This window comes from Methylomonas sp. Kb3 (genome assembly GCF_002834115.1).
Taxonomy (GTDB): Bacteria; Pseudomonadota; Gammaproteobacteria; order Methylococcales; family Methylomonadaceae; genus Methylomonas; species Methylomonas defluvii.
Window position 1 is genome coordinate 166,200 of sequence record NZ_PIZT01000002.1, and the last position, 18,204, is coordinate 184,403.

The 18,204-nt window shown below is 52.2% G+C and carries 22 protein-coding genes; 17 read left to right on the top strand and 5 right to left on the bottom strand.

The features are described from left to right. Positions 1-541: 541 nt before the first annotated feature. Together sufC and sufD are read left to right on the top strand one after the other, a co-directional pair. A complete protein-coding gene (sufC, locus tag CWO84_RS01645; RefSeq protein ID WP_101051590.1) occupies positions 542-1,291 on the top strand; it encodes a Fe-S cluster assembly ATPase SufC in 750 nt (249 codons plus the stop codon). After that, a complete protein-coding gene (gene sufD / locus CWO84_RS01650) occupies positions 1,288-2,577 on the top strand; it encodes a Fe-S cluster assembly protein SufD (protein ID WP_101051591.1) in 1,290 nt (429 codons plus the stop codon). The genes sufC and sufD overlap by 4 nt, the downstream gene beginning before the upstream one ends. Here sufD and CWO84_RS01655 read toward each other — a convergent pair. Continuing rightward, entirely contained in the window at positions 2,572-3,132 is a 561-nt protein-coding gene (locus tag CWO84_RS01655; protein ID WP_101051592.1) for a Uma2 family endonuclease, read from the bottom strand. The genes sufD and CWO84_RS01655 overlap by 6 nt on opposite strands. Before the next feature lie 80 nt (positions 3,133-3,212). On the opposite strand from CWO84_RS01655, the gene CWO84_RS01660 reads away from it, so the two are divergent. The 15 genes from CWO84_RS01660 to CWO84_RS01725 all read left to right on the top strand — a co-directional run bounded on the left by CWO84_RS01660 (position 3,213) and on the right by CWO84_RS01725 (position 14,571). Beyond that, complete coding sequence (locus tag CWO84_RS01660; protein ID WP_033157392.1) at positions 3,213-4,436, top strand: cysteine desulfurase; 1,224 nt, start codon at positions 3,213-3,215, stop codon at positions 4,434-4,436. Then, positions 4,436-4,888: a Fe-S cluster assembly sulfur transfer protein SufU gene (gene sufU, locus CWO84_RS01665; RefSeq protein ID WP_033157393.1), complete on the top strand. Its 453-nt coding sequence runs from the start codon at positions 4,436-4,438 to the stop codon at positions 4,886-4,888. Before CWO84_RS01660 ends, sufU begins: the two co-directional genes overlap by 1 nt. A gap of 19 nt (positions 4,889-4,907) precedes the next feature. Next, positions 4,908-5,669, top strand: a complete 762-nt coding sequence (locus CWO84_RS01670) for a class I SAM-dependent methyltransferase (protein WP_240617935.1) — start codon at positions 4,908-4,910, stop codon at positions 5,667-5,669. Positions 5,670-5,705: 36 nt separating this feature from the next. Next, the gene (locus tag CWO84_RS01675; protein WP_033157394.1) at positions 5,706-6,020 is read left to right on the top strand and encodes a non-heme iron oxygenase ferredoxin subunit; all 315 of its coding nucleotides are present in this window, start codon (positions 5,706-5,708) and stop codon (positions 6,018-6,020) included. A gap of 95 nt (positions 6,021-6,115) precedes the next feature. Then, entirely contained in the window at positions 6,116-6,904 is a 789-nt protein-coding gene (lgt, locus tag CWO84_RS01680) for a prolipoprotein diacylglyceryl transferase (RefSeq protein ID WP_033157395.1), read from the top strand. Between the two features lie 85 nt (positions 6,905-6,989). Then, a complete protein-coding gene (gene prfB / locus CWO84_RS01685) occupies positions 6,990-8,087 on the top strand; it encodes a peptide chain release factor 2 (protein WP_033157396.1) in 1,098 nt (365 codons plus the stop codon). A 51-nt stretch (positions 8,088-8,138) separates the two neighbouring features. Next, entirely contained in the window at positions 8,139-8,372 is a 234-nt protein-coding gene (locus tag CWO84_RS24090; RefSeq protein WP_129871371.1) for a hypothetical protein, read from the top strand. A 69-nt stretch (positions 8,373-8,441) separates the two neighbouring features. Beyond that, on the top strand, positions 8,442-8,672 hold the full coding sequence (locus CWO84_RS01690) for a DUF433 domain-containing protein (protein ID WP_033157397.1): 231 nt from the start codon (positions 8,442-8,444) through the stop codon (positions 8,670-8,672). Further along, complete coding sequence (locus tag CWO84_RS01695; protein ID WP_033157398.1) at positions 8,669-9,037, top strand: DUF5615 family PIN-like protein; 369 nt, start codon at positions 8,669-8,671, stop codon at positions 9,035-9,037. Before CWO84_RS01690 ends, CWO84_RS01695 begins: the two co-directional genes overlap by 4 nt. A gap of 38 nt (positions 9,038-9,075) precedes the next feature. Continuing rightward, positions 9,076-10,572, top strand: a complete 1,497-nt coding sequence (lysS, locus tag CWO84_RS01700; RefSeq protein ID WP_033157399.1) for a lysine--tRNA ligase — start codon at positions 9,076-9,078, stop codon at positions 10,570-10,572. A 54-nt stretch (positions 10,573-10,626) separates the two neighbouring features. Beyond that, complete coding sequence (locus CWO84_RS01705) at positions 10,627-11,115, top strand: flavin reductase family protein (protein ID WP_033157400.1); 489 nt, start codon at positions 10,627-10,629, stop codon at positions 11,113-11,115. A gap of 224 nt (positions 11,116-11,339) precedes the next feature. Next, the gene (locus tag CWO84_RS01710; protein ID WP_033157401.1) at positions 11,340-11,558 is read left to right on the top strand and encodes a Nif11-like leader peptide family natural product precursor; all 219 of its coding nucleotides are present in this window, start codon (positions 11,340-11,342) and stop codon (positions 11,556-11,558) included. A 131-nt stretch (positions 11,559-11,689) separates the two neighbouring features. Continuing rightward, the gene (folP, locus tag CWO84_RS01715) at positions 11,690-12,508 is read left to right on the top strand and encodes a dihydropteroate synthase (protein WP_033157402.1); all 819 of its coding nucleotides are present in this window, start codon (positions 11,690-11,692) and stop codon (positions 12,506-12,508) included. Further along, the gene (locus tag CWO84_RS01720) at positions 12,505-13,419 is read left to right on the top strand and encodes a pyridoxal-phosphate dependent enzyme (RefSeq protein WP_225893064.1); all 915 of its coding nucleotides are present in this window, start codon (positions 12,505-12,507) and stop codon (positions 13,417-13,419) included. Before folP ends, CWO84_RS01720 begins: the two co-directional genes overlap by 4 nt. 102 nt (positions 13,420-13,521) lie before the next feature. Further along, complete coding sequence (locus tag CWO84_RS01725; protein WP_033157404.1) at positions 13,522-14,571, top strand: hypothetical protein; 1,050 nt, start codon at positions 13,522-13,524, stop codon at positions 14,569-14,571. A gap of 4 nt (positions 14,572-14,575) precedes the next feature. Here the strand turns inward: CWO84_RS01725 and CWO84_RS01730 are convergent, their stop codons facing one another. From CWO84_RS01730 to CWO84_RS01745, 4 genes are read right to left on the bottom strand one after another with little or no spacing between them, the layout of a single operon-like run. Continuing rightward, positions 14,576-14,785 carry a dodecin gene (locus CWO84_RS01730; RefSeq protein ID WP_033157405.1) on the bottom strand — a complete coding sequence of 70 codons (210 nt, stop codon included), beginning with the start codon at positions 14,783-14,785 and terminating at the stop codon, positions 14,576-14,578. Between the two features lie 5 nt (positions 14,786-14,790). Continuing rightward, positions 14,791-15,417, bottom strand: a complete 627-nt coding sequence (gene thiE / locus CWO84_RS01735; RefSeq protein WP_101051593.1) for a thiamine phosphate synthase — start codon at positions 15,415-15,417, stop codon at positions 14,791-14,793. After that, complete coding sequence (locus tag CWO84_RS01740; protein ID WP_174843449.1) at positions 15,414-16,199, bottom strand: hydroxymethylpyrimidine/phosphomethylpyrimidine kinase; 786 nt, start codon at positions 16,197-16,199, stop codon at positions 15,414-15,416. The genes thiE and CWO84_RS01740 overlap by 4 nt, the downstream gene beginning before the upstream one ends. Beyond that, entirely contained in the window at positions 16,196-18,151 is a 1,956-nt protein-coding gene (locus CWO84_RS01745) for a BRCT domain-containing protein (protein WP_101051594.1), read from the bottom strand. Before CWO84_RS01745 ends, CWO84_RS01740 begins: the two co-directional genes overlap by 4 nt. Between the last annotated feature and the right edge of the window lie 53 nt (positions 18,152-18,204).

Here is an 18,204-nt window from a genome sequence, read left to right on the forward strand (position 1 = left end):
ATGAGTTTGAATAAGGAATTAATTTTTCTATTTTTTGAAATAAGTTTTTAGCTATTTAGCTAATAATTCGAGTTTTAAAAATCTGTCCAATTACTCTTCGCTAATCGAACCTACTATTTCGATATATAGCTTTAATTTTCGGGATGGTTTTATTCCCGCATGCCGCGCCGAGCACCGGAGCTTTTGAGCGGATCAGCCCGTAGGGGCGCCGCATGGATGCGGCGCGTTGCCGAAGGGGCAGGAAGCCCCTTTCGGCAACCCCGTTCAAAAGCGAGGAGCGCAGGGAATAAGCGGCATTCGGGTGGCTTTTCTTTTGGTGACTTTTCTTTGGCCAAACAAAGAAAAGTTACTCGGCTGTCGGGCCGAGACCCGACTTTAAAACACCGTCGCGATAGCGACACAAAAACAAAGATTTAAGTGCTGGGTTTAAAAGCCTAGCCAGGCCAATGGTGACGCTGGAGCGTCGACGACTGCATTCCCACGCCGGAGCGTGGGAACGATAAGGTTCGGAATTATTTAAAAAACTTAGGTGACTAAACGTATGCTCAGCATCAAAAATCTCCACGTAACCATCAACGATAAACCCATTTTAAAAGGCCTAACCCTGGACATAAACCCAGGCGAAGTCCACGCCATCATGGGCCCCAACGGTGCCGGTAAAAGCACCTTGTCGCACGTATTGTCCGGCAAGCCCGGTTACGAAGTCACCGAAGGCAGCGTGACCTACAACGGCAAAGATTTGCTGGAGATGGCCCCGGAAATCCGCGCCCGCGAAGGCGTGTTTTTGGCTTTTCAATATCCGGTCGAGATACCCGGCGTCAGCAATATTTATCTATTAAAAGCGGCGCTGAATGCGATGCGCAAGCATCACGGCTTGTCGGAAGTGGATGCGATGGATTTTCTGACCATCGTCAAAAGCAAGGTCAAACTGTTGCAGATGGACGAGAAGTTTTTGTATCGCGCGGTCAACGAAGGCTTTTCCGGCGGCGAGAAGAAGCGTAACGAGATTTTGCAGGCGGCGGTGCTGGAGCCGAAACTGTGCATTCTAGACGAGACCGATTCCGGTTTGGACATCGACGCGCTGCGTATCGTCGCCGAGGGCGTTAACTCGCTACGTTCCGCCGAGCGTTCGTTCTTGATGATTACCCATTACCAGCGCTTACTGGATTACATCAAGCCCGATGTGGTGCACGTGTTGGCCGACGGCAAGATCGTCAAATCCGGTGGGCCGGAACTGGCGCTGGAATTGGAAGAGCGTGGTTATAGCTGGCTGGAAGGGCAAGCGGCATGAGCGGTGCAGCGTATTTAACAGAATATTCCGGCTTGGCGGCGAGCTTGCCGGGCCTGGATTTGCCTTGGTTGCAAGGTTTCAGAAATCAGGCCCTGCAAACTTTTGCGGTCAACGGTTTTCCCGGCAACCGCGAAGAAGAATGGCGCTATACCAATCTGTCGGCGCTGAATAAAACCGTGTTTGCACCCAGTGCCAGCCAAGTTGTCGATGCAGATTGGTTGAACCAATACCGTTTGGAGGATGCCGCCAGTGTGGTGTTGGTTAACGGCCAATTTTCCGAGTCCTTGTCGCGACTGCAAGACATGGCTGGTAAAGTGTCTGTGTCCAGTCTGAAACAGGCTTTGCAAGACAATCCGGCTTGGCTGGAAAGCTGCTTGGGTCAGGCGGTGACTAGCGCCGAACACAATTTGGTGGCCTTCAATAACGCCTGGTTTACCGACGGCGTGGTGATTGAAGTGGCGGCCAAGCAGCAGTTGGAGCGGCCATTGCAGATTCTGCACGTGGTTACCCAAGCCAATGCGTTGGCAGCGACCCGCAATTTGTTGGTGATCAACGAGCAAGCTGAAGCGGAAATCGTCGAAACCTATGTGGGGAGCGTCGATAGCTATTTCACAGCCTCAGTTAACGAATGTTTGTTGGCCAACAATGCGGGTTTGACACTGTACAAAGTGCAGCTTGAAGCGGAAAAAGCCCAACATTTTGGCGGTACCTATGTAAAGCAGGCGCGAGATAGCCGCTTCAATCATCACAATTTTGCCTTGGGTAGCGCGCTAGCGCGCAGCGATATTCATAGCGATCTGGATACAGCAGCCGAATGTTCCTTGAACGGTTTGTTCGTGGCCGGCAAGCGCCAGCATATCGACAATCACACTCGTATAAACCATCTAAAACCGCACGGCATTAGCCGCGAGTTTTACAAAGGTGTATTGGATAACAAGGCGCGCGGGGTGTTTCAAGGTCGGGTGGTCGTGGCGGAGGATGCCCAGCAGACCGATTCGGAAATGAATAATCGCAACCTACTGCTATCGGCGGACGCGGAAGTAGACACCAAGCCGCAGTTGGAGATTTATGCCGACGACGTAAAGTGTTCGCACGGCGTTACGGTTGGGCAATTGGAAGAAAAGTCGGTGTTTTATCTGCAATCGCGCGGCCTGGATGAAGAGGCGGCCCGAAACATTCTGACCTTTGCGTTTGCCAATGAGATGGTGGATAAGGTCGATAACGCCGAATTGAAAGCCTTGTTGTTGGAGCAGTTGTTGGTACGGTTTCCGGCGATCAGCTTATAAGATAGCCGCTACCGAGACCTGAAGCGCCGGTAACGCCACCAGATCGATGCTATCGGCGGTTGTCAGCACGGATCGATCCAGATAGTCGCCGTCTTGCGGTCGCCGATACACTTCCAGGCAGTTGTCGACCAGATTGACGATCCAGTATTCGGCAATACCGTGAGTTGCGTAAAGGCGCAGTTTTTGTGCACGGTCGAAGCGCAGGGTGCTGTCGGAGACTTCGACCAGTAACAATACGTCGGCGGCTTCAGGGTGGCGGGTCGTGTAATCATCGGCATCTGGTTTGACTAGAGCCAAGTCTGGCTCTGGTTCCGACAGGTCGCCCAATTGGAGTGGGCTTTGTATGCGGACGTCTACACCTTCATCCCATAAACGGGCAAACATACGATTTAAACGATTGACGTGACCAGCATGATTGAATCCTATCGGTGCCATAGTGAGAATTTCTCCTTCGATGAGTTCCAGTCGGCTTTCGGGCGGAAAAATCCCGGCCTCGCCCATGCGATGCCATTCGGCGATGTTGGTGAGGTGTTTTTGCGGAAAGACGGCGACCATAGTTTTATCCCATTAGCGAATCGACTCTCTCGATTCTAGTGTTTAGTACAGACGAAATCAATTAAACCAAACAGTTAGCGATGAGCATATTTCCAATCGAACAAATTCGCGCCGATTTTCCTATCCTCGGCGAAACCGTCCGCAACAAACCGCTGGTATATCTGGACAACGCCGCCAGTTGCCAGAAGCCGCAAGCGGTCATCGACAGCATCGTGCACACCTATAGCCATGAATATGCCAACATCCATCGCGGCGTACATACCTTAAGCGTCCGCGCCACGGATAAGTTTGAAGGGGCGCGGGAAAAGGTCAGGGCGTTTATCAATGCCGCCAGCACTAAGGAAATTATTTTCGTGCGCGGGGCGACCGAGGCGATCAATCTGGTCGCGCAGAGTTACGGCAAATCGCAACTCAAAGCCGCCGATGAAATTGTCATCAGCGCAATGGAGCATCACGCCAACATCGTGCCTTGGCAAATGCTTTGCCAGCAGATCGGTGCGGTGCTGAAGGTCGCGCCGATGAATCAGCAAGGGGAGTTGTTGTTTGACGAGTTTGAGCAATTGTTGAACGCCAATACCAAACTGGTAGCGATCACCCAGATGTCCAATGCGCTGGGTACGATCAATCCGGTAGAGCAGATTATTGCCGCAGCCCATGCCAAAAGCATTCCGGTATTGTTGGATGGTGCTCAGGCGATTCCGCATATGGCGGTGGATGTGCAAGCCCTGGATTGTGATTTTTACGTGTTTTCCGGCCACAAGCTTTACGGACCGTCCGGCACCGGTGTGCTTTACGGTAAGCAAGCGCTGTTGGAAGCGATGCCTCCGTATCAAGGCGGTGGTGACATGATTCGGCAGGTTACTTTCGAAAAAACCGAATACGCCGGTCTGCCGCATAAATTCGAAGCCGGCACGCCGGCCATCGCCGAAATTATCGGTTTGGGTGCGGCTATCGATTACGTCAGCGGTATTGGCATGGACAACATCGCTGCTTATGAAGCCGAGTTGCTGGCTTACGCCACGCAGCAAGCCGAACAAATCAATGGCCTGAACATCATCGGCCAGGCAGCGCACAAGGGCGGCATCTTATCGTTCACGCTGGATAGAATTCATCCGCACGACATCGGCACCATGCTCGACAGTTTGGGCATCGCCATCCGCGCCGGCCATCATTGCGCGATGCCGGTGATGGACTTTTACGGTGTACCGGCGACGGCGCGGGCCTCGTTTGCCATGTACAATACCCGCCAAGAAATCGATGTGTTGATGCAAGGCATCAAGTCCCTAATAGAGGTGTTTGGCTAATGTTTGAAGATTTACGCGATCTATACCAAGAGGTCATATTCGACCACAACCGCAATCCGCGCAATTTCCGGGTGATGGCGGATGCCAATCGCCAAGTGGAAGGATTTAATCCGCTATGCGGCGACCGGCTGACTTTGTTTTTGAAAATCGACGATCACGTGATCAGCGACGCCAGTTTTCAAGGCTCCGGTTGCGCGATTTCCACGGCGTCCGTATCGTTGATGACCGAAATAGTCAAGGGCAAAACCGAAGCCGAGGCCGATGCCTTATTCAAACAATTTCATGAAATGACCACCGGCAAAACCGAGGAAATCAATCTGGAGGCCATCGGTAAGCTGGCGGTGTTGGCCGGCGTGCGCGAATATCCCGCCAGGGTGAAATGCGCGACTTTGGCCTGGCATACCTTGGATGCCGCTTTGAAAAACGAAGCCCAGTCGATTTCCACCGAGTAATTCAGCGCGCGTGACGAGTTTGTCCGAACAGGGGGCGGTAGTTTATGCCGATGACTCGGCGTTGTTCGCCAGTCAGGCGCTTGCCGAACGCTTGGGCTGGCCTTTGCTAGCCTTGCAAAGTTTACCCGCTGAATTGGCGCAAACGTTCTTTCTTTGTTATCGGGATGCTTGTCTGAAGTTACTGGATAAACAAACCTTGAAAAAAGGCGGTTTAGCGGTGGATGTCGATCCGCGTCCCGGCGAGCAGCATTCCTATCCAGCGCCCAAAAAAGACTTGTTGGCGCAAGCCATCGGCAAGAAAACCAGAACCGTTATCGACGCCACAACGGGTTGGGCACAGGACAGCTTGGCCTTATTTCGCATGGGTTATCAAGTGAGCTGCATTGAGCGCTCGCCGGTGATGGCTGAACTGATTGCCGACGGTTTTCAGCGTCTGGCTCGGAAGGATTGGGTGCTAAACCGGCAGTTGCAAACGCCCGAGTTAATGGTTGGAAATGCCATCGATTTACTGGCGAGTTTATCAGAAAAGCCTGATTGCATTTATCTGGACCCGATGTTTCCAGTCAAGCGCAAGCAAACCGCGGCAACCCGGAAGTCGATGGCCATACTGCGCGATATTTTGGGTGACGACCTGGATAGGGCCGATTTGTTCGCGGCGGCCTGGCAGGCTACCGGCAAGCGGGTGGTCGTTAAAAGTCCCGACTATGCGGAGCCGCTGGGCGGCAAGCCCAGCGAAAGCTATCAGGGCAAATTGCTCAGATACGATGTTTATCTGAAATGAATTTCCAGACGAAACTTAAACCCGAACGAGGTAAGAATGACCGATTGGATTGATGTGGTAGCAGAATCGGCACTGGCAAACGGCGAACATGTGGTGGTCGATGTCGACGGTACCGATGTGGCGATTTTCAAAATCGACGATCAATGTTATGCGATCGAAGATGTGTGCACCCATGATGGCGCTGAAATCGCCAGTGGCGAGCTGGATGGCGACGAAATTGTTTGCCCGCGCCACGGCGCCCGGTTTTGTGTGAAAACCGGCGCGGTAAAATGTGCGCCGGCTTACGAAGATGTGGCTACTTTTGCGGTACGGATAGTTGACGGCCGGATACAAGTCGAGAATCCGAACTAAAACGGCGCCAGGCAAAAGATAAACGGCGAAAAAAGCCAGTCGGCGTTAGAATTCCCGCTCTTTCGCGATTCAACCGTAACAACTCCCGCATCATCATGGAACACTTCATCTGGAATATAGACCCTATTCTCGTCGACTTCGGCTTCTTGAAAATCCGTTGGTACGGCTTGATGTTCGCATCGGGCTTTGTCGGCAGTTTTTTGACCATGCAATGGATTTATCAACGCGAGGGCAAAAACATCGAAGAGCTGGACACGCTGCTTTGGTACATGGTGATCGCCACCATCGTCGGTGCGCGCCTGGGTCATACCATGCTCTACGATCCTGCTTATTATTTGTCGCATCCATTAAAAATTCTGGCAGTCTGGGAAGGTGGGTTGGCCAGCCACGGCGCGACGCTGGGTATCATTCTGGCTTTGTATTTATATCGGCGTAAATATGGCGACGGGTATTTCTGGTTGTTGGATCGTGTCAGTATTCCCACAGCCTTGGCTGGCGCGCTGATTCGCCTCGGCAATTTCTTCAATTCCGAGATTTTAGGGATTCCGTCAGAGCAACCCTGGGCCGTGGTGTTTGCGCGGATTGATCCGTTACCGCGTCATCCGGTACAGCTTTATGAAGCGACGTGTTATCTGCTGATTTATGGGATTTCGTTGGCGATTTATAAAAAACACGCAGATAAGCCCGGTTTTGTGTTTGGCTGTTTCATCAGCATGCTGTTCAGCGTGCGGTTTGTCCTGGAATACTTTAAAACCGAGCAAGCCATGTACGATACCGGGGTGATGTTCACCACCGGCCAGCTACTCAGTGTGCCGTTCGTGCTGGCCGGCATTGGCTGTATCGTTTGGGCTATGAAAAACCATCAGCCCAAGCCTGTCGCTTAATCGTTTATAATTCCACGCTTTCAATCGCCGGGGTTGCCCGGCGTATGCTGCCCCGTTGGGGTATCCGTTTCGGTTTTGAGAGTTCATGCAAGAAATTAATCCCATTAAATACAAGATAGCCGACCTGCGCGAGCGTAGCGCAGGGCTGAAAAGCTATTTGGATTTCGATACAAAAAGTGAGCGTTTGGTGGAAGTGCTGCGCGAGCTGGAAGATCCGGCGATCTGGAATAAACCGGAACAAGCGCAAGCCATGGGCAAGGAACGGGCGATGCTGGAAGGCATCGTCAACACTATCCTGGAACTGGAACAAGGCCTGTCTGACGCTGAAGAATTGCTGTTGATGGCGGTGGAAGAAAACGACGAGGACACCGTTGATACCGTAGCTGCTGATCTTGAAGAGTACGAAAAGAAAGTCGCGGCGTTGGAATTTCAACGCATGTTCGCTGGGGAAATGGACCCGAATAATGCGTTTTTGGATATTCAGGCCGGTTCCGGTGGCACGGAGGCGCAGGATTGGGCATCCATGATCGAACGCATGTATTTGCGTTGGGGCGAAGCGAAAGGCTTTAAAACCGAGTTAATCGAGGAGTCGCCGGGCGACGTGGCTGGCATCAAAAGCGCTACCATCAAATTCGAAGGCCCGTATGCCTTTGGCTGGTTGCGTACCGAAACCGGTGTACATCGTTTGGTGCGAAAGTCGCCGTTCGATTCCGGTAATCGCCGGCATACTTCCTTTGCTTCGGTATTTGTCTCGCCGGAAATTGACGACGATGTCGAAATTGACATTAATCCCGCCGACTTGCGTATTGACGTGTATCGCGCCAGTGGTGCTGGCGGTCAGCACGTCAATAGAACGGAATCAGCGGTGCGGATTACCCATGGCCCCAGCGGCATTGTGACCCAGTGTCAAAGCGACCGCTCGCAGCACAAAAACAAAGACACCGCGATGAAGCAGCTAAAAGCCAAACTGTACGAGATGGAAATGCTGAAACGTAGCGAAGGCTTGCAGGCGATTGAAGATTCCAAGTCCGACATCGGCTGGGGCAGCCAGATTCGTTCTTATGTCTTGGATCAATCCCGCATCAAGGACCTGCGCACCAACGTCGAGACCGGCAACACCCAAGCCGTGTTGGATGGGGCGTTGGATCAGTTTATTGAAGCAAGTTTGAAGAGCGGGTTGTAAGTTTGATAATCATTAATTACGTCGTCGCCAAAGCATGAGTGGTGTGTTTGAATGACACAAAATAACAACGAATTTTCATCTTTATCTGATCATGAACTCGTGGATGCGTATGGGCATTCTGGAGACCCTTGGGTTCATGAAATGATTAGAGCAGAAGAACGTCGGCGCATGGCCGAGCGTGCTTTAGCTCAAGCGACAATATCCAACAAAATCGCAATCGCTTCTTTGGTGATAGCATTTGCAAGCCTAATTGTTGCGATTCTAGCATTACTTAAAACTGATTGACGCACACTGGGCATCATAGGGAAACGCTCCCGCTTTACTTCAAGCTCTGAATTTACTGTCGGAGGGACTATGAAAGGTTTTTCACGGATTACGTTTGACGCTACGGTGATGGGCGGAAAACCCTGTCTGCGAGGACTAAGGGTGACAGCGGGAATGCTTGTTGGTTTGGTGGCCAGTGGCTATTCGACCGAACAGATACTGGAGTTGTACCCTTATTTGGAAGCCGATGATGTTACGGAAGCCCTTCGTTTCGCCGCGTGGAGAGCCGAGGAGATTGAGTTACCATTGAATGCCGCGTGAAAATATTATTGGACATGAATTTATCCCCTGCTTGGACAGGTGTGCTAAACCAAGCAGGGTTCGATTCCGTACACTGGTCCACAGTCGGCCCTGCGGATGCTCCAGACGTTCAGTTATTTAAATGGGCCAGGGAAAATGAAGCCGTGGTATTTACCCACGATTTGGATTTTGGCGCGCTGTTAGCGTTGACCGGTGTGGAAGCACCGAGCGTGTTTCAAATTCGTACCCAAAATATTTCACCACAAGTGCTCGGACCGAGAGCTATTGAATTGTTGCACCGCTTCAAAACGGAGCTTGATAATGGTGCTTTGATCGTTGCCGACGAATTGCGCGAAAGAGTAAGGTTGTTGCCCTTAAGTCGCTAAATTTAAGCCTAATTTATCTCTATTAATAATTTTTGAAAATGTTAGAACTCGAACACGACGAACAAGAACAGATCAAACAACGCCGCGAAAAACTAAACGCCCTACGCGAAGAAGGTATCGCATTTCCGACCGATTTTCGGCGCAATGTGGTGGCCGGTGAATTGCTGGCCGAATACGGCGATAAATCTGAAGACGAATTATTAGCCGAACCGATACGGGTGAAGATCGCCGGGCGGATGATGACGCGGCGTATTATGGGCAAAGCCAGTTTCTGCCATTTACAGGATATGTCGGGACAGATTCAGGTCTACGTGGCCCGCGACAACCTGCCGGAAGGTGTTTACAACGACCAGTTCAAGAAGTGGGATATCGGCGACATTATCGGTGCGGAAGGCGTATTGTTCAAAACCAAGGTCGGCGAACTCAGCGTCAAAGTCGATGACATTCGACTGCTGACCAAAGCCTTGCGGCCGCTGCCGGAAAAATTCCATGGCATTGCCGATCAAGAGATCAAATACCGTCAGCGTTATCTGGATTTGATCATGAGCGACGAGACGCGCAAAACCTTCCTGATGCGCTCGAAAATCGTCAATTACATCCGCGAATTTTTGATCGCGCGCGACTTCCTGGAAGTGGAAACGCCGATGATGCAAGTCATCCCCGGCGGCGCGACGGCAAGACCGTTCACTACCTTCCATAATGCGCTGGATATGGAGTTGTATCTGCGGATTGCGCCGGAGCTGTATCTGAAACGGCTGGTGGTTGGTGGTTTCGAACGGGTGTTCGAGATCAACCGCAACTTCCGCAACGAAGGCCTTTCGACCCGGCACAATCCGGAATTCACGATGATGGAGTTCTACCAAGCCTACGCCGAATACGGCGACTTGATGGATCTGACCGAAGCGATGCTGAAAGGCATCGCCGAAGATGTAGTCGGTAGCTCGGTGATCGAATATCAGGGTGATCAATACGATTTCGGCAAACCGTTCGCGCGGATGACAGTGTTGGAGTCGATTTTGCATTTCAACCCCGAATTGACTTTGGCTGATCTGACGACCCGCGAAGCGGCCGTGAAAGTTGCCGAGAATTTAAAGATTCCGGTGAAAGACAGTTATGGCTTGGGCAAGGTACAGATCGAGATTTTTGAAAAAACCGTCGAACACCGTTTGATGAATCCGACCTTTATCACTGCTTACCCGGTGGAAGTGTCGCCGTTGGCGCGCCGTAACGACAACGATCCGCATGTCACCGACCGTTTCGAATTCTTCGTCGGCGGCCGCGAGATTGCCAACGGCTTTACCGAGTTGAACGACGCCGAAGACCAAGCCGAGCGCTTCCAGAAACAGGTCGAGGAAAAAGAAGCTGGCGACAACGAAGCCATGCATTTCGATGCCGACTACATTACCGCGCTGGAGCACGGCATGCCGCCGACCGCGGGCGAAGGCATCGGTATCGACCGTTTGGTGATGCTGTTTACCAACTCACCGAGCATTCGCGACGTGCTGTTGTTCCCGCACATGCGTCCCAAAAACTGATGTCACAATCAGACGACTATGCCGTGTTATCGCTATTGGATCTAAGAGAAAATTATGAGCGTTGAAGCCAAAGAATTTAAAAATGCCCTGAAATTATGGGCCAGCGGTGTGACGGTGGTGACAACCCAAGGGCGCGATAATCAGCCCCGAGGCATGACCGCCACGGCGTTTAGCAGCGTGTCCGTGGAGCCGCCGCAAATATTGGTCTGCCTCAACCAAGCGACCGATACTGGTGCTGCATTGCTGGAAAGCCGCCGCTTCGCCGTGAATATTCTGAATAGTGCACAAGAAGACGTTTCCAATCAATTTGCCGGCAGTACCACCCAAGAACAGCGTTTTGCCAGCATTGCTTGGCAAGCCGGTGAAAATGGCGCACCTATTTTGAACGAAGCTCTGGCGGTACTGGAGTGTCGGGTAGTGCAACAAGTTCAGGCCGGTAGCCACTGGGTGATTATCGGTGAAGTCGATAGCGTGGTTTGCCGGGAAGGTGAGCCTTTGCTTTACTATCATTCTGCTTACCGCACGGTGGCGGCGCAAGATTAAGCCCAAAATCCTCGTTGCGAATTGTTGCTTGATAGAGCAGACAATTGTCGTATACCCGACAAATTTCTCATGAATTGTGTGTGAATAGACGAGATTGTTGCCGGGTTTGTTGATTTGTAACGCCATGAATCGCATGAAAAATAACGGTCATATAGATATGGCCGATTTTTTGCTTAGGAGAGATTGGATTTAATCCATCTTTCAGAGTTATCACGGAGTTATCAATGTCAATCAAGGTTATCAAAGAATTTTCTGAAAAATCCAAAAGCGATGAGGGCTTGAAAGAAAAGCTGAAAGCCTGTCTCAAAATCAAGGAGCTATTGTTATTGGGTAAGGAATACGGGTTCGAAATCGATGAAGTGGAATTGTATCCACCCAACGAACCGCAATTTGTTGAAGAACAGCTTTCAGAAAAACTTGCCAAAGCTCTGCTCAGAGTTTAACGATTGAGTGCCATCCTGCCTCCCGGCGGGGTGGCACCGTTATCGGTAAGGCAAAACGGCAGCCGGTAAATTCTAAAAACGACTCGACAACGGTAAACTACACGTTTGCGGCTATCGAGGAGTTTTCAAACATGTTCAATGCTATCCACGCTCCCCAACTGATGGGGATACTCAATGTCACTCCCGATAGTTTTTCCGATGGCGGCAAATTTACTGGCGTGGCGGCAGCGATAGCTCAAGCTGAAAAAATGATCGCTGAAGGCGCCGATATTATCGATGTCGGCGGTGAGTCGACGCGGCCTGGCTCCGATCCCGTTATGGCGGATGAGCAAATTCGCCGAGTGGTGCCGGTGATTAACGCGATCCGTGCGAACAATCCCCAATTTCAAATCAGTATAGATACCACCTTAAGCCAGGTTGCAGCAGCAGCGGTGACGGCGGGGGCGAGTATCATCAACGATGTCTCGGCCGGCCAAGGCGACCCTAAGATGTTGGCTTTTGCGGCAACAACGCAAGTTCCCATCATCCTGATGCATATGCAGGGCACGCCCAAAACTATGCAGGATAGGCCACATTACGACAATGTATTGGCCGATGTGATCGCTGCTTTGCAACAACGTGTTGCCGAAGCATTAGCGGCCGGCGTGTTGCCGGAAAATATCGCGATAGATCCCGGCATCGGTTTCGGTAAGGGCAAGCAAGACAATATCGATTTGTTAGCACATTTGCGTAGCTTTGTTGGTTTGGGTTACCCGGTGTTGCTGGGTACCAGCCGCAAGCGCTTCATGGGCAGCATCTGCAATGTCAGCGAACCCGCCGAGCTGGTTACCGCGACAGCCGTAACCACGGCGTTGGGAGTGATGGCGGGTGTGAAAATGTTTCGGGTTCATGATGTCAAAGCCAACCGGCAGGCAGCGGATGTGGCGTGGGCCATCAAGCAGGCACAGTGACCGATCTCCATCCGCAGCTACAGGTATTGCAGGCGACATTGGCTGCATCGCCGCTGACGAGGATTAACGACCCGGAATTAGCGGACCGACAGTTGGAGTTGTGGATCAAACGCGATGACTTGCTACATCCGATTATCTCCGGCAATAAATGGCGCAAGCTCAAATATATCCTCAATCATGCCTTATACGCTGGTGTCGATTGCATCGTCAGCATGGGCGGCGCCTATTCCAATCATTTACACGCCCTGGCTTTTACCGGTAAAACCTTGGGGCTGAAAACCATAGGCTATATTCGTGGCGAGCGGCCCGCGCAACTTAATGCCACGCTGCATGATCTGCTTGATTGGGGCATGGAGCTGCGTTTTGTGTCGCGTAGCGACTACAGGCAATTGCGCGACTACAAAGGTCACGACAGCTTACCTGAACTGCAGGCCGGCCAATATTGGTTGCCAGAAGGCGGAGCCACCGACCTGGCTTTGCGAGGCGTTGCCGAACTGGTCGATGAAATTGACGTCGGCTTTGATACGCTGGCCGTTGCCTGCGGCACGGGCACCACTTTGGCAGGTTTGCTTACCTCGCCGCTAACTCAACAGGCTATCGGTGTGGCAGCGCTGAAGGGTGGCGATTTTCTGATCGACGATGTCGAGCAATTGCTGAATAAACGGGGAATGAACAGTCATGCGGACTGCCGAATTTTAGTGGATTACCATTTCGGCGGATTTGCCAAAACAACGCCGGCTTTGTTGGCGTTTATGCAGGATTTTCAGCACAGGCACGGCATTGAACTGGAACCGATTTACACCGGAAAATTATTATTTGCGCTCTATGATTTAATTCGGAAGGGCTATTTCTCCGCCGGGCAGCGAATAGTGGCAATCCATACCGGCGGCTTGCAAGGTAAGCGCAAGTAATATTCCCTGTCGTGTTACCAGTTAAAAATCAGATAGATATTGAGTCATTACTCAAAATGGTGATAATAGCCGCTGCCTAAAAAATAATAACAAGGTGGCACCGTGGTTGCGCAGATCATTTCATTCCCCGAGCAAAAAAGCAGCAATAAACTGGCGGTGTCTTTCCGCTTTTTATTAAGCTTGTACGCCATTGTGCCGCTGTGTCTGCTGGTATTATGGCTGGATAGTTTTGGTTTCGATCATGCGCTCAGGGATATGCTGCCCAGCAGTCCCAGTCATTTTTTACTATTTCAGATCCTGTTCGGTACCCCGCATATCGTTGCCAGCAATCTATTGTTGCTTAGTCACGACGAATATCTGCATGCCTTCAAAAATAAATTAATTGCGATGACTTTGTTCATCATGGTGTTTTTCGGCATCGGCAGCCTGTTTATTCCTTACCGCGCGCTGTACATCATTACTGCCTGCTGGACGGTCTACCACGTCTTGAAACAACAGCATGGTATCGCCAAAGCCGCGTGCCGCTTGCCGGGCTGGGCGTTTTACCTGCAACTGTGGCTCAGCGTCGGTGCCGGTATCTTCATTTACATGGGGATATTTTTAAAAAATAGCCTGGAGCCTGAACAAGCGGCGTTGGTGTTGCAGATTGCCAGCGTGCTGACGACGGCTTTGGTTATCAGCACGGTGTTTTGCCAACGTTACGTGCCCAGCCGCTTGGGTATCTATTTTTTGTGGGCCAACACACTGCTGGTCGTTAGCAGTTGGTATGTTTACAGCCAGCAGTATTATTTCCTGGCGATCTTGATGCCCCGTTTGGTGCACGACATCACCGCTTATAGTTTTTACGTGACTCACGATGTGAATCGCCACGGCGAACGGCCGCAGAATAATTTGTTCCGAGCTGCAACGGCGATTCGATTACCTGTTTGGTTGGTATTGCCGCTGCTGTCGTTTGTGTTGACCTACCTGTTACAGGCTTATGGCGACGATCTGGTCAATTTATTGCTGCAAACCCTGTTTTCCACGCAAATTTATAAAGCCGTCACCTTGGGTTTTCTTGGATATTTGGCCTTGATGCATTACTACACCGAGGCCTTCGTCTGGGCGGCCGGCTCGCCGCTAAGACGTTATATTCGCTTTAGCGGCGTCTAATGGCCTAATGCGGCAGCGTGTAACCCACTTTAATGGTGACCTGCCAATGCGCGACCTTGCCGTTATCGATATGGCCGCGGGTTTCTACCACTTCAAACCAACGCATGTTTTGGATGGTTTCGCCGGCTTTGGCGACGGCGTTTTCGATGGCTTGTTGGATGCCTAGGCTGGATGAGCCGGTCAGTTCGACTTTTTGATAGACATGTTCTGGCATGTTATTTACTCCGCTTGAGGGTTGAATAAGGCGTTGTAGGCGCGCGCAGCTGCTTCCGGTTCATGGTCAAATACGCCGCCTATCACCGCCAATAAGTCTGCGCCCGCCGCCAATAAAGTTCCACCGTTTTCGGGCAGAATGCCGCCGATAGCGACTATGGGCACGTTTACCGATTGTTTGGCTCGGACCAAGCTGGCAATCTCGGCGGGCGCAGCCAAGGGCTTCGATCCCGACGGGAAGAAGCGTCCGAAGGCTACGTAATCCGCGCCGGCTGCGGCCATGGCCTGCGCTTTGTCCACATCGTTATAACACGATACCCCTATGATGGCGTCCGGGCCCAACAGGTGCCGCGCTGTGGCGATTTCGCCATCGTCGCGACCTAGATGCACACCGTCAGCACCGACACTCATCGCCAACTCGACGCTGTCGTTAATCAAGAATGGAGCATCGTAAGCGTGGCAAACTTCCAACAAAAGCCTCGCTAATTGCGGCGCATCCAGCGGATTTTTGTCGCGGTATTGAATCACTCTGGCACCGCCGCGCAAGGCCGCTTCGACGTCTTTTACAATTTGGGAAATCGTTTTGTTTTCGGGCTGGGTGATGGCGTACAAACCGTGACGCGGAAATTTCATGCTTCTACCCAAAACAGCCGGTCGGGGTTGTATTGGCCTTGTCCCGGACGATAGGCGGCGGCCAGCGACTGCCAAGTAAATTCCTGAGCTTCGCTAACGGCGGTAAATACGTCCAGGCCTTGCGCCAACAGCGCCGCGCTGGCGCTAGCCAATGTACAGCCCGAGCCGTGATAGCTGTGCGGCAAGCGCTCCCAGTTAAAGGTTTCATTGAGATCGTCGGGCATGTACAAGCGGTTATGCACCAGCTCGGAGTTCTCGTGGGTGCCGGTGATCAGCACGTATTCGGCGCCTTTGCCTTGCAAGAAACGTCCGCAGTCGGCTAAGTCCTCTTGCCCGGACAGGCGGCGGGCTTCTTCGCTGTTGGGCGTCAATAAGGTGGTCAACGGCAGCAGTTGTTCGACGATGACATCAATTAGTCGTTGGCCGGCCAATGCAGTGCCGCCGCCGGCTGCTAGTACCGGGTCCAACACCACCGGAATAGCCGGATGTTGCCGCAAAATTTGCGCAATCGCTGCGGCAACGCTGGCGTCGCCAATCAAGCCGATTTTGAACGCGGAGACTCTAAAGTCCGCCAATAGTGTTTGCGCTTGGCTGAGAATGTCTGCGGGTTGCTGTGGAATCAACTTCTTGACGTTGCGGCTGTCTTGTTCGGTTAACGCCGTAATCACACTAGCCGCATGGCATTGGTGGCTGATAATGGTTTCGATGTCGGCTTGCACACCGGCACCACCGCTGGAATCGTGGCCTGAAAAACACATTACGGAGGGGCGGTTGCGGCTCACGAGTCTTCTCCAGAGAGCAAAGTCAGAAATTCCTGCTCAGTAATAACGCTGACGCCTTTTTCGCGAGCGGCATTTATTTTGTTAGCGCCGACATTGTCGCCGGCTACCAGATAGTCGGTTTTCGCCGATACCGAGCTACCAACTTTAGCGCCTTTGCCTTTGGCTTGCTTGCTCAAGTCGTCGCGACTGCCGCTGTGTAAGGTGCCGGTGAAGACCAAGGTTTTGCCGGCTAACGGATGGGCGTTGTCGGTGGCCTGGTTTTGCGTCGAGGTTAGATTAAAACCCAGTGACATCAGGCTATCGAACAAGGGTTTGATTTTGGCAAAACCTTGGGTGATCACTGCGGCGGTTTTTTCCGCAAAACCTTCGATCGCGACGATGTTGGCTTCGCTGAGATTGAAAATCTCCGGCAAAGCATAATGCGCCAACAGCCGTTCGCAGTTGCCTAGGCCCATTCGAAATACGCCGAACGCGGACAGAAAGCGCCAGTCTTCGATGGCTTCGTTGCGGCTGCGCACTAATTGATCGACCAGATTTTGCGATTGCTTGGGACCGAAGCCCATGCTTTCGAATTGTTCTGCGCTTAAGGCGTAAATCTGGTCGACGCGGCGGATGCCGTATTCGTAAAGTTTTTTGATGGTCGCGGCGCCGAAGCCGTCGTTGTTTTTCAGCACCCGGAAGAAATGTTCCATGCTGTTGCTGATTTGCGCCGGGCATTCCAGGTTGTTGGGGCAGACTAAATAATCGTTGTCCCAAATCAATTCGTGGCCGCAACTGGGGCAGGCGCTGGGTACTTGCGGTTCGGCCGGACGCAGTACTTCCTCGATTTTGGGGATGACCTCGCCGGAGCGGGCCAAGCGGATCAGCGCGCCAGGGCCTATGCCTTTATCCAGCACCATTTTGTAATGATGGGCGGTGGCTCGGGAAAGCAGGGCGCCGCTAAGGCGTACCGGTTCCAACTCGGCGACCGGGGTGATGCGGCCGGACCGTGAGGTTTGCGGCGTGACGCCGATGACTGTGACTTCTGCGGTTTCCAGGTTTTCTTTGTAAGCCAGCTGCCAGCGGTGATGGTGGCGGGTGGCGCCCATCGCTTGTTTGAGCTGCTCGTCGACGATTTCCAGAATCACGCCGTCCACGTCGTAATCCAGCTTATGCCAGATGTCTTTGACGATGGTTTCGAAGTTGTCGATCAGGTCCTGCCAGACTCCCTCCCAGCAAGGCAATATAGCAAACGGATAAAACACCGCGGCATGATCGGCAATCGCGCGTTCGGCGTGTTCGTCCAGTTCCTTTTCCTTGATCACGCTGGCTTGGAAGTTACGGGCGTTGTCGAAATATTCGGCCAGATTAGCGTCGAAATAACTGCGGCTGACCACAATTTCACCGGTGCCCAGGCCTCGCGGGCCCTGATTGGCGACTTGCAAGCCGCGCTCGAATACGCGGGTGATGTCGGTACCTTTGCGGCCATCGCCGCGGGTATACAGCATCCGGCCGTCGTCATAGGCGGCGTAACCATCCAACTTGGGCGTGACTTTAAAAGTCAGTTCGGCAAAATTTTTATCCAATTCCAATGCAGCCTTCTCGATACGGCTGGCCCAACGCTCCACTTCTTCGCGGCTATAGGCTTTGTCGGTGGAGAGCATCACGGTTGGCAGATCGACGGTTTTACCCGCGAAAGCGGGTTCCGGCTCGATTGTGTGCAACAGCGGATGCTCGGGCTGACGTTTTTTCAGTTCTGCCAGATAAACGAAGTCGTAATCGGCATCGCTGATGATCGGTTCGCCGCCGCGATACAAAGCGTTGGCAATCTCCAGGAACGTCACTAATTCACTGTCAGTGACGGTATGCAGCAAATCCGCGTGTGTGCACAATTCGCAAAAACGATTCTCACCAAGATCGTTCGAACTTAGCGTGGTCTGCAAAAGAATAGCTTTTTGACTGTCGGTAAGCATGCCGGGGATAGATGTGTCGGGTAGGGCGGCGATTATAGAGGATAATATCGCAA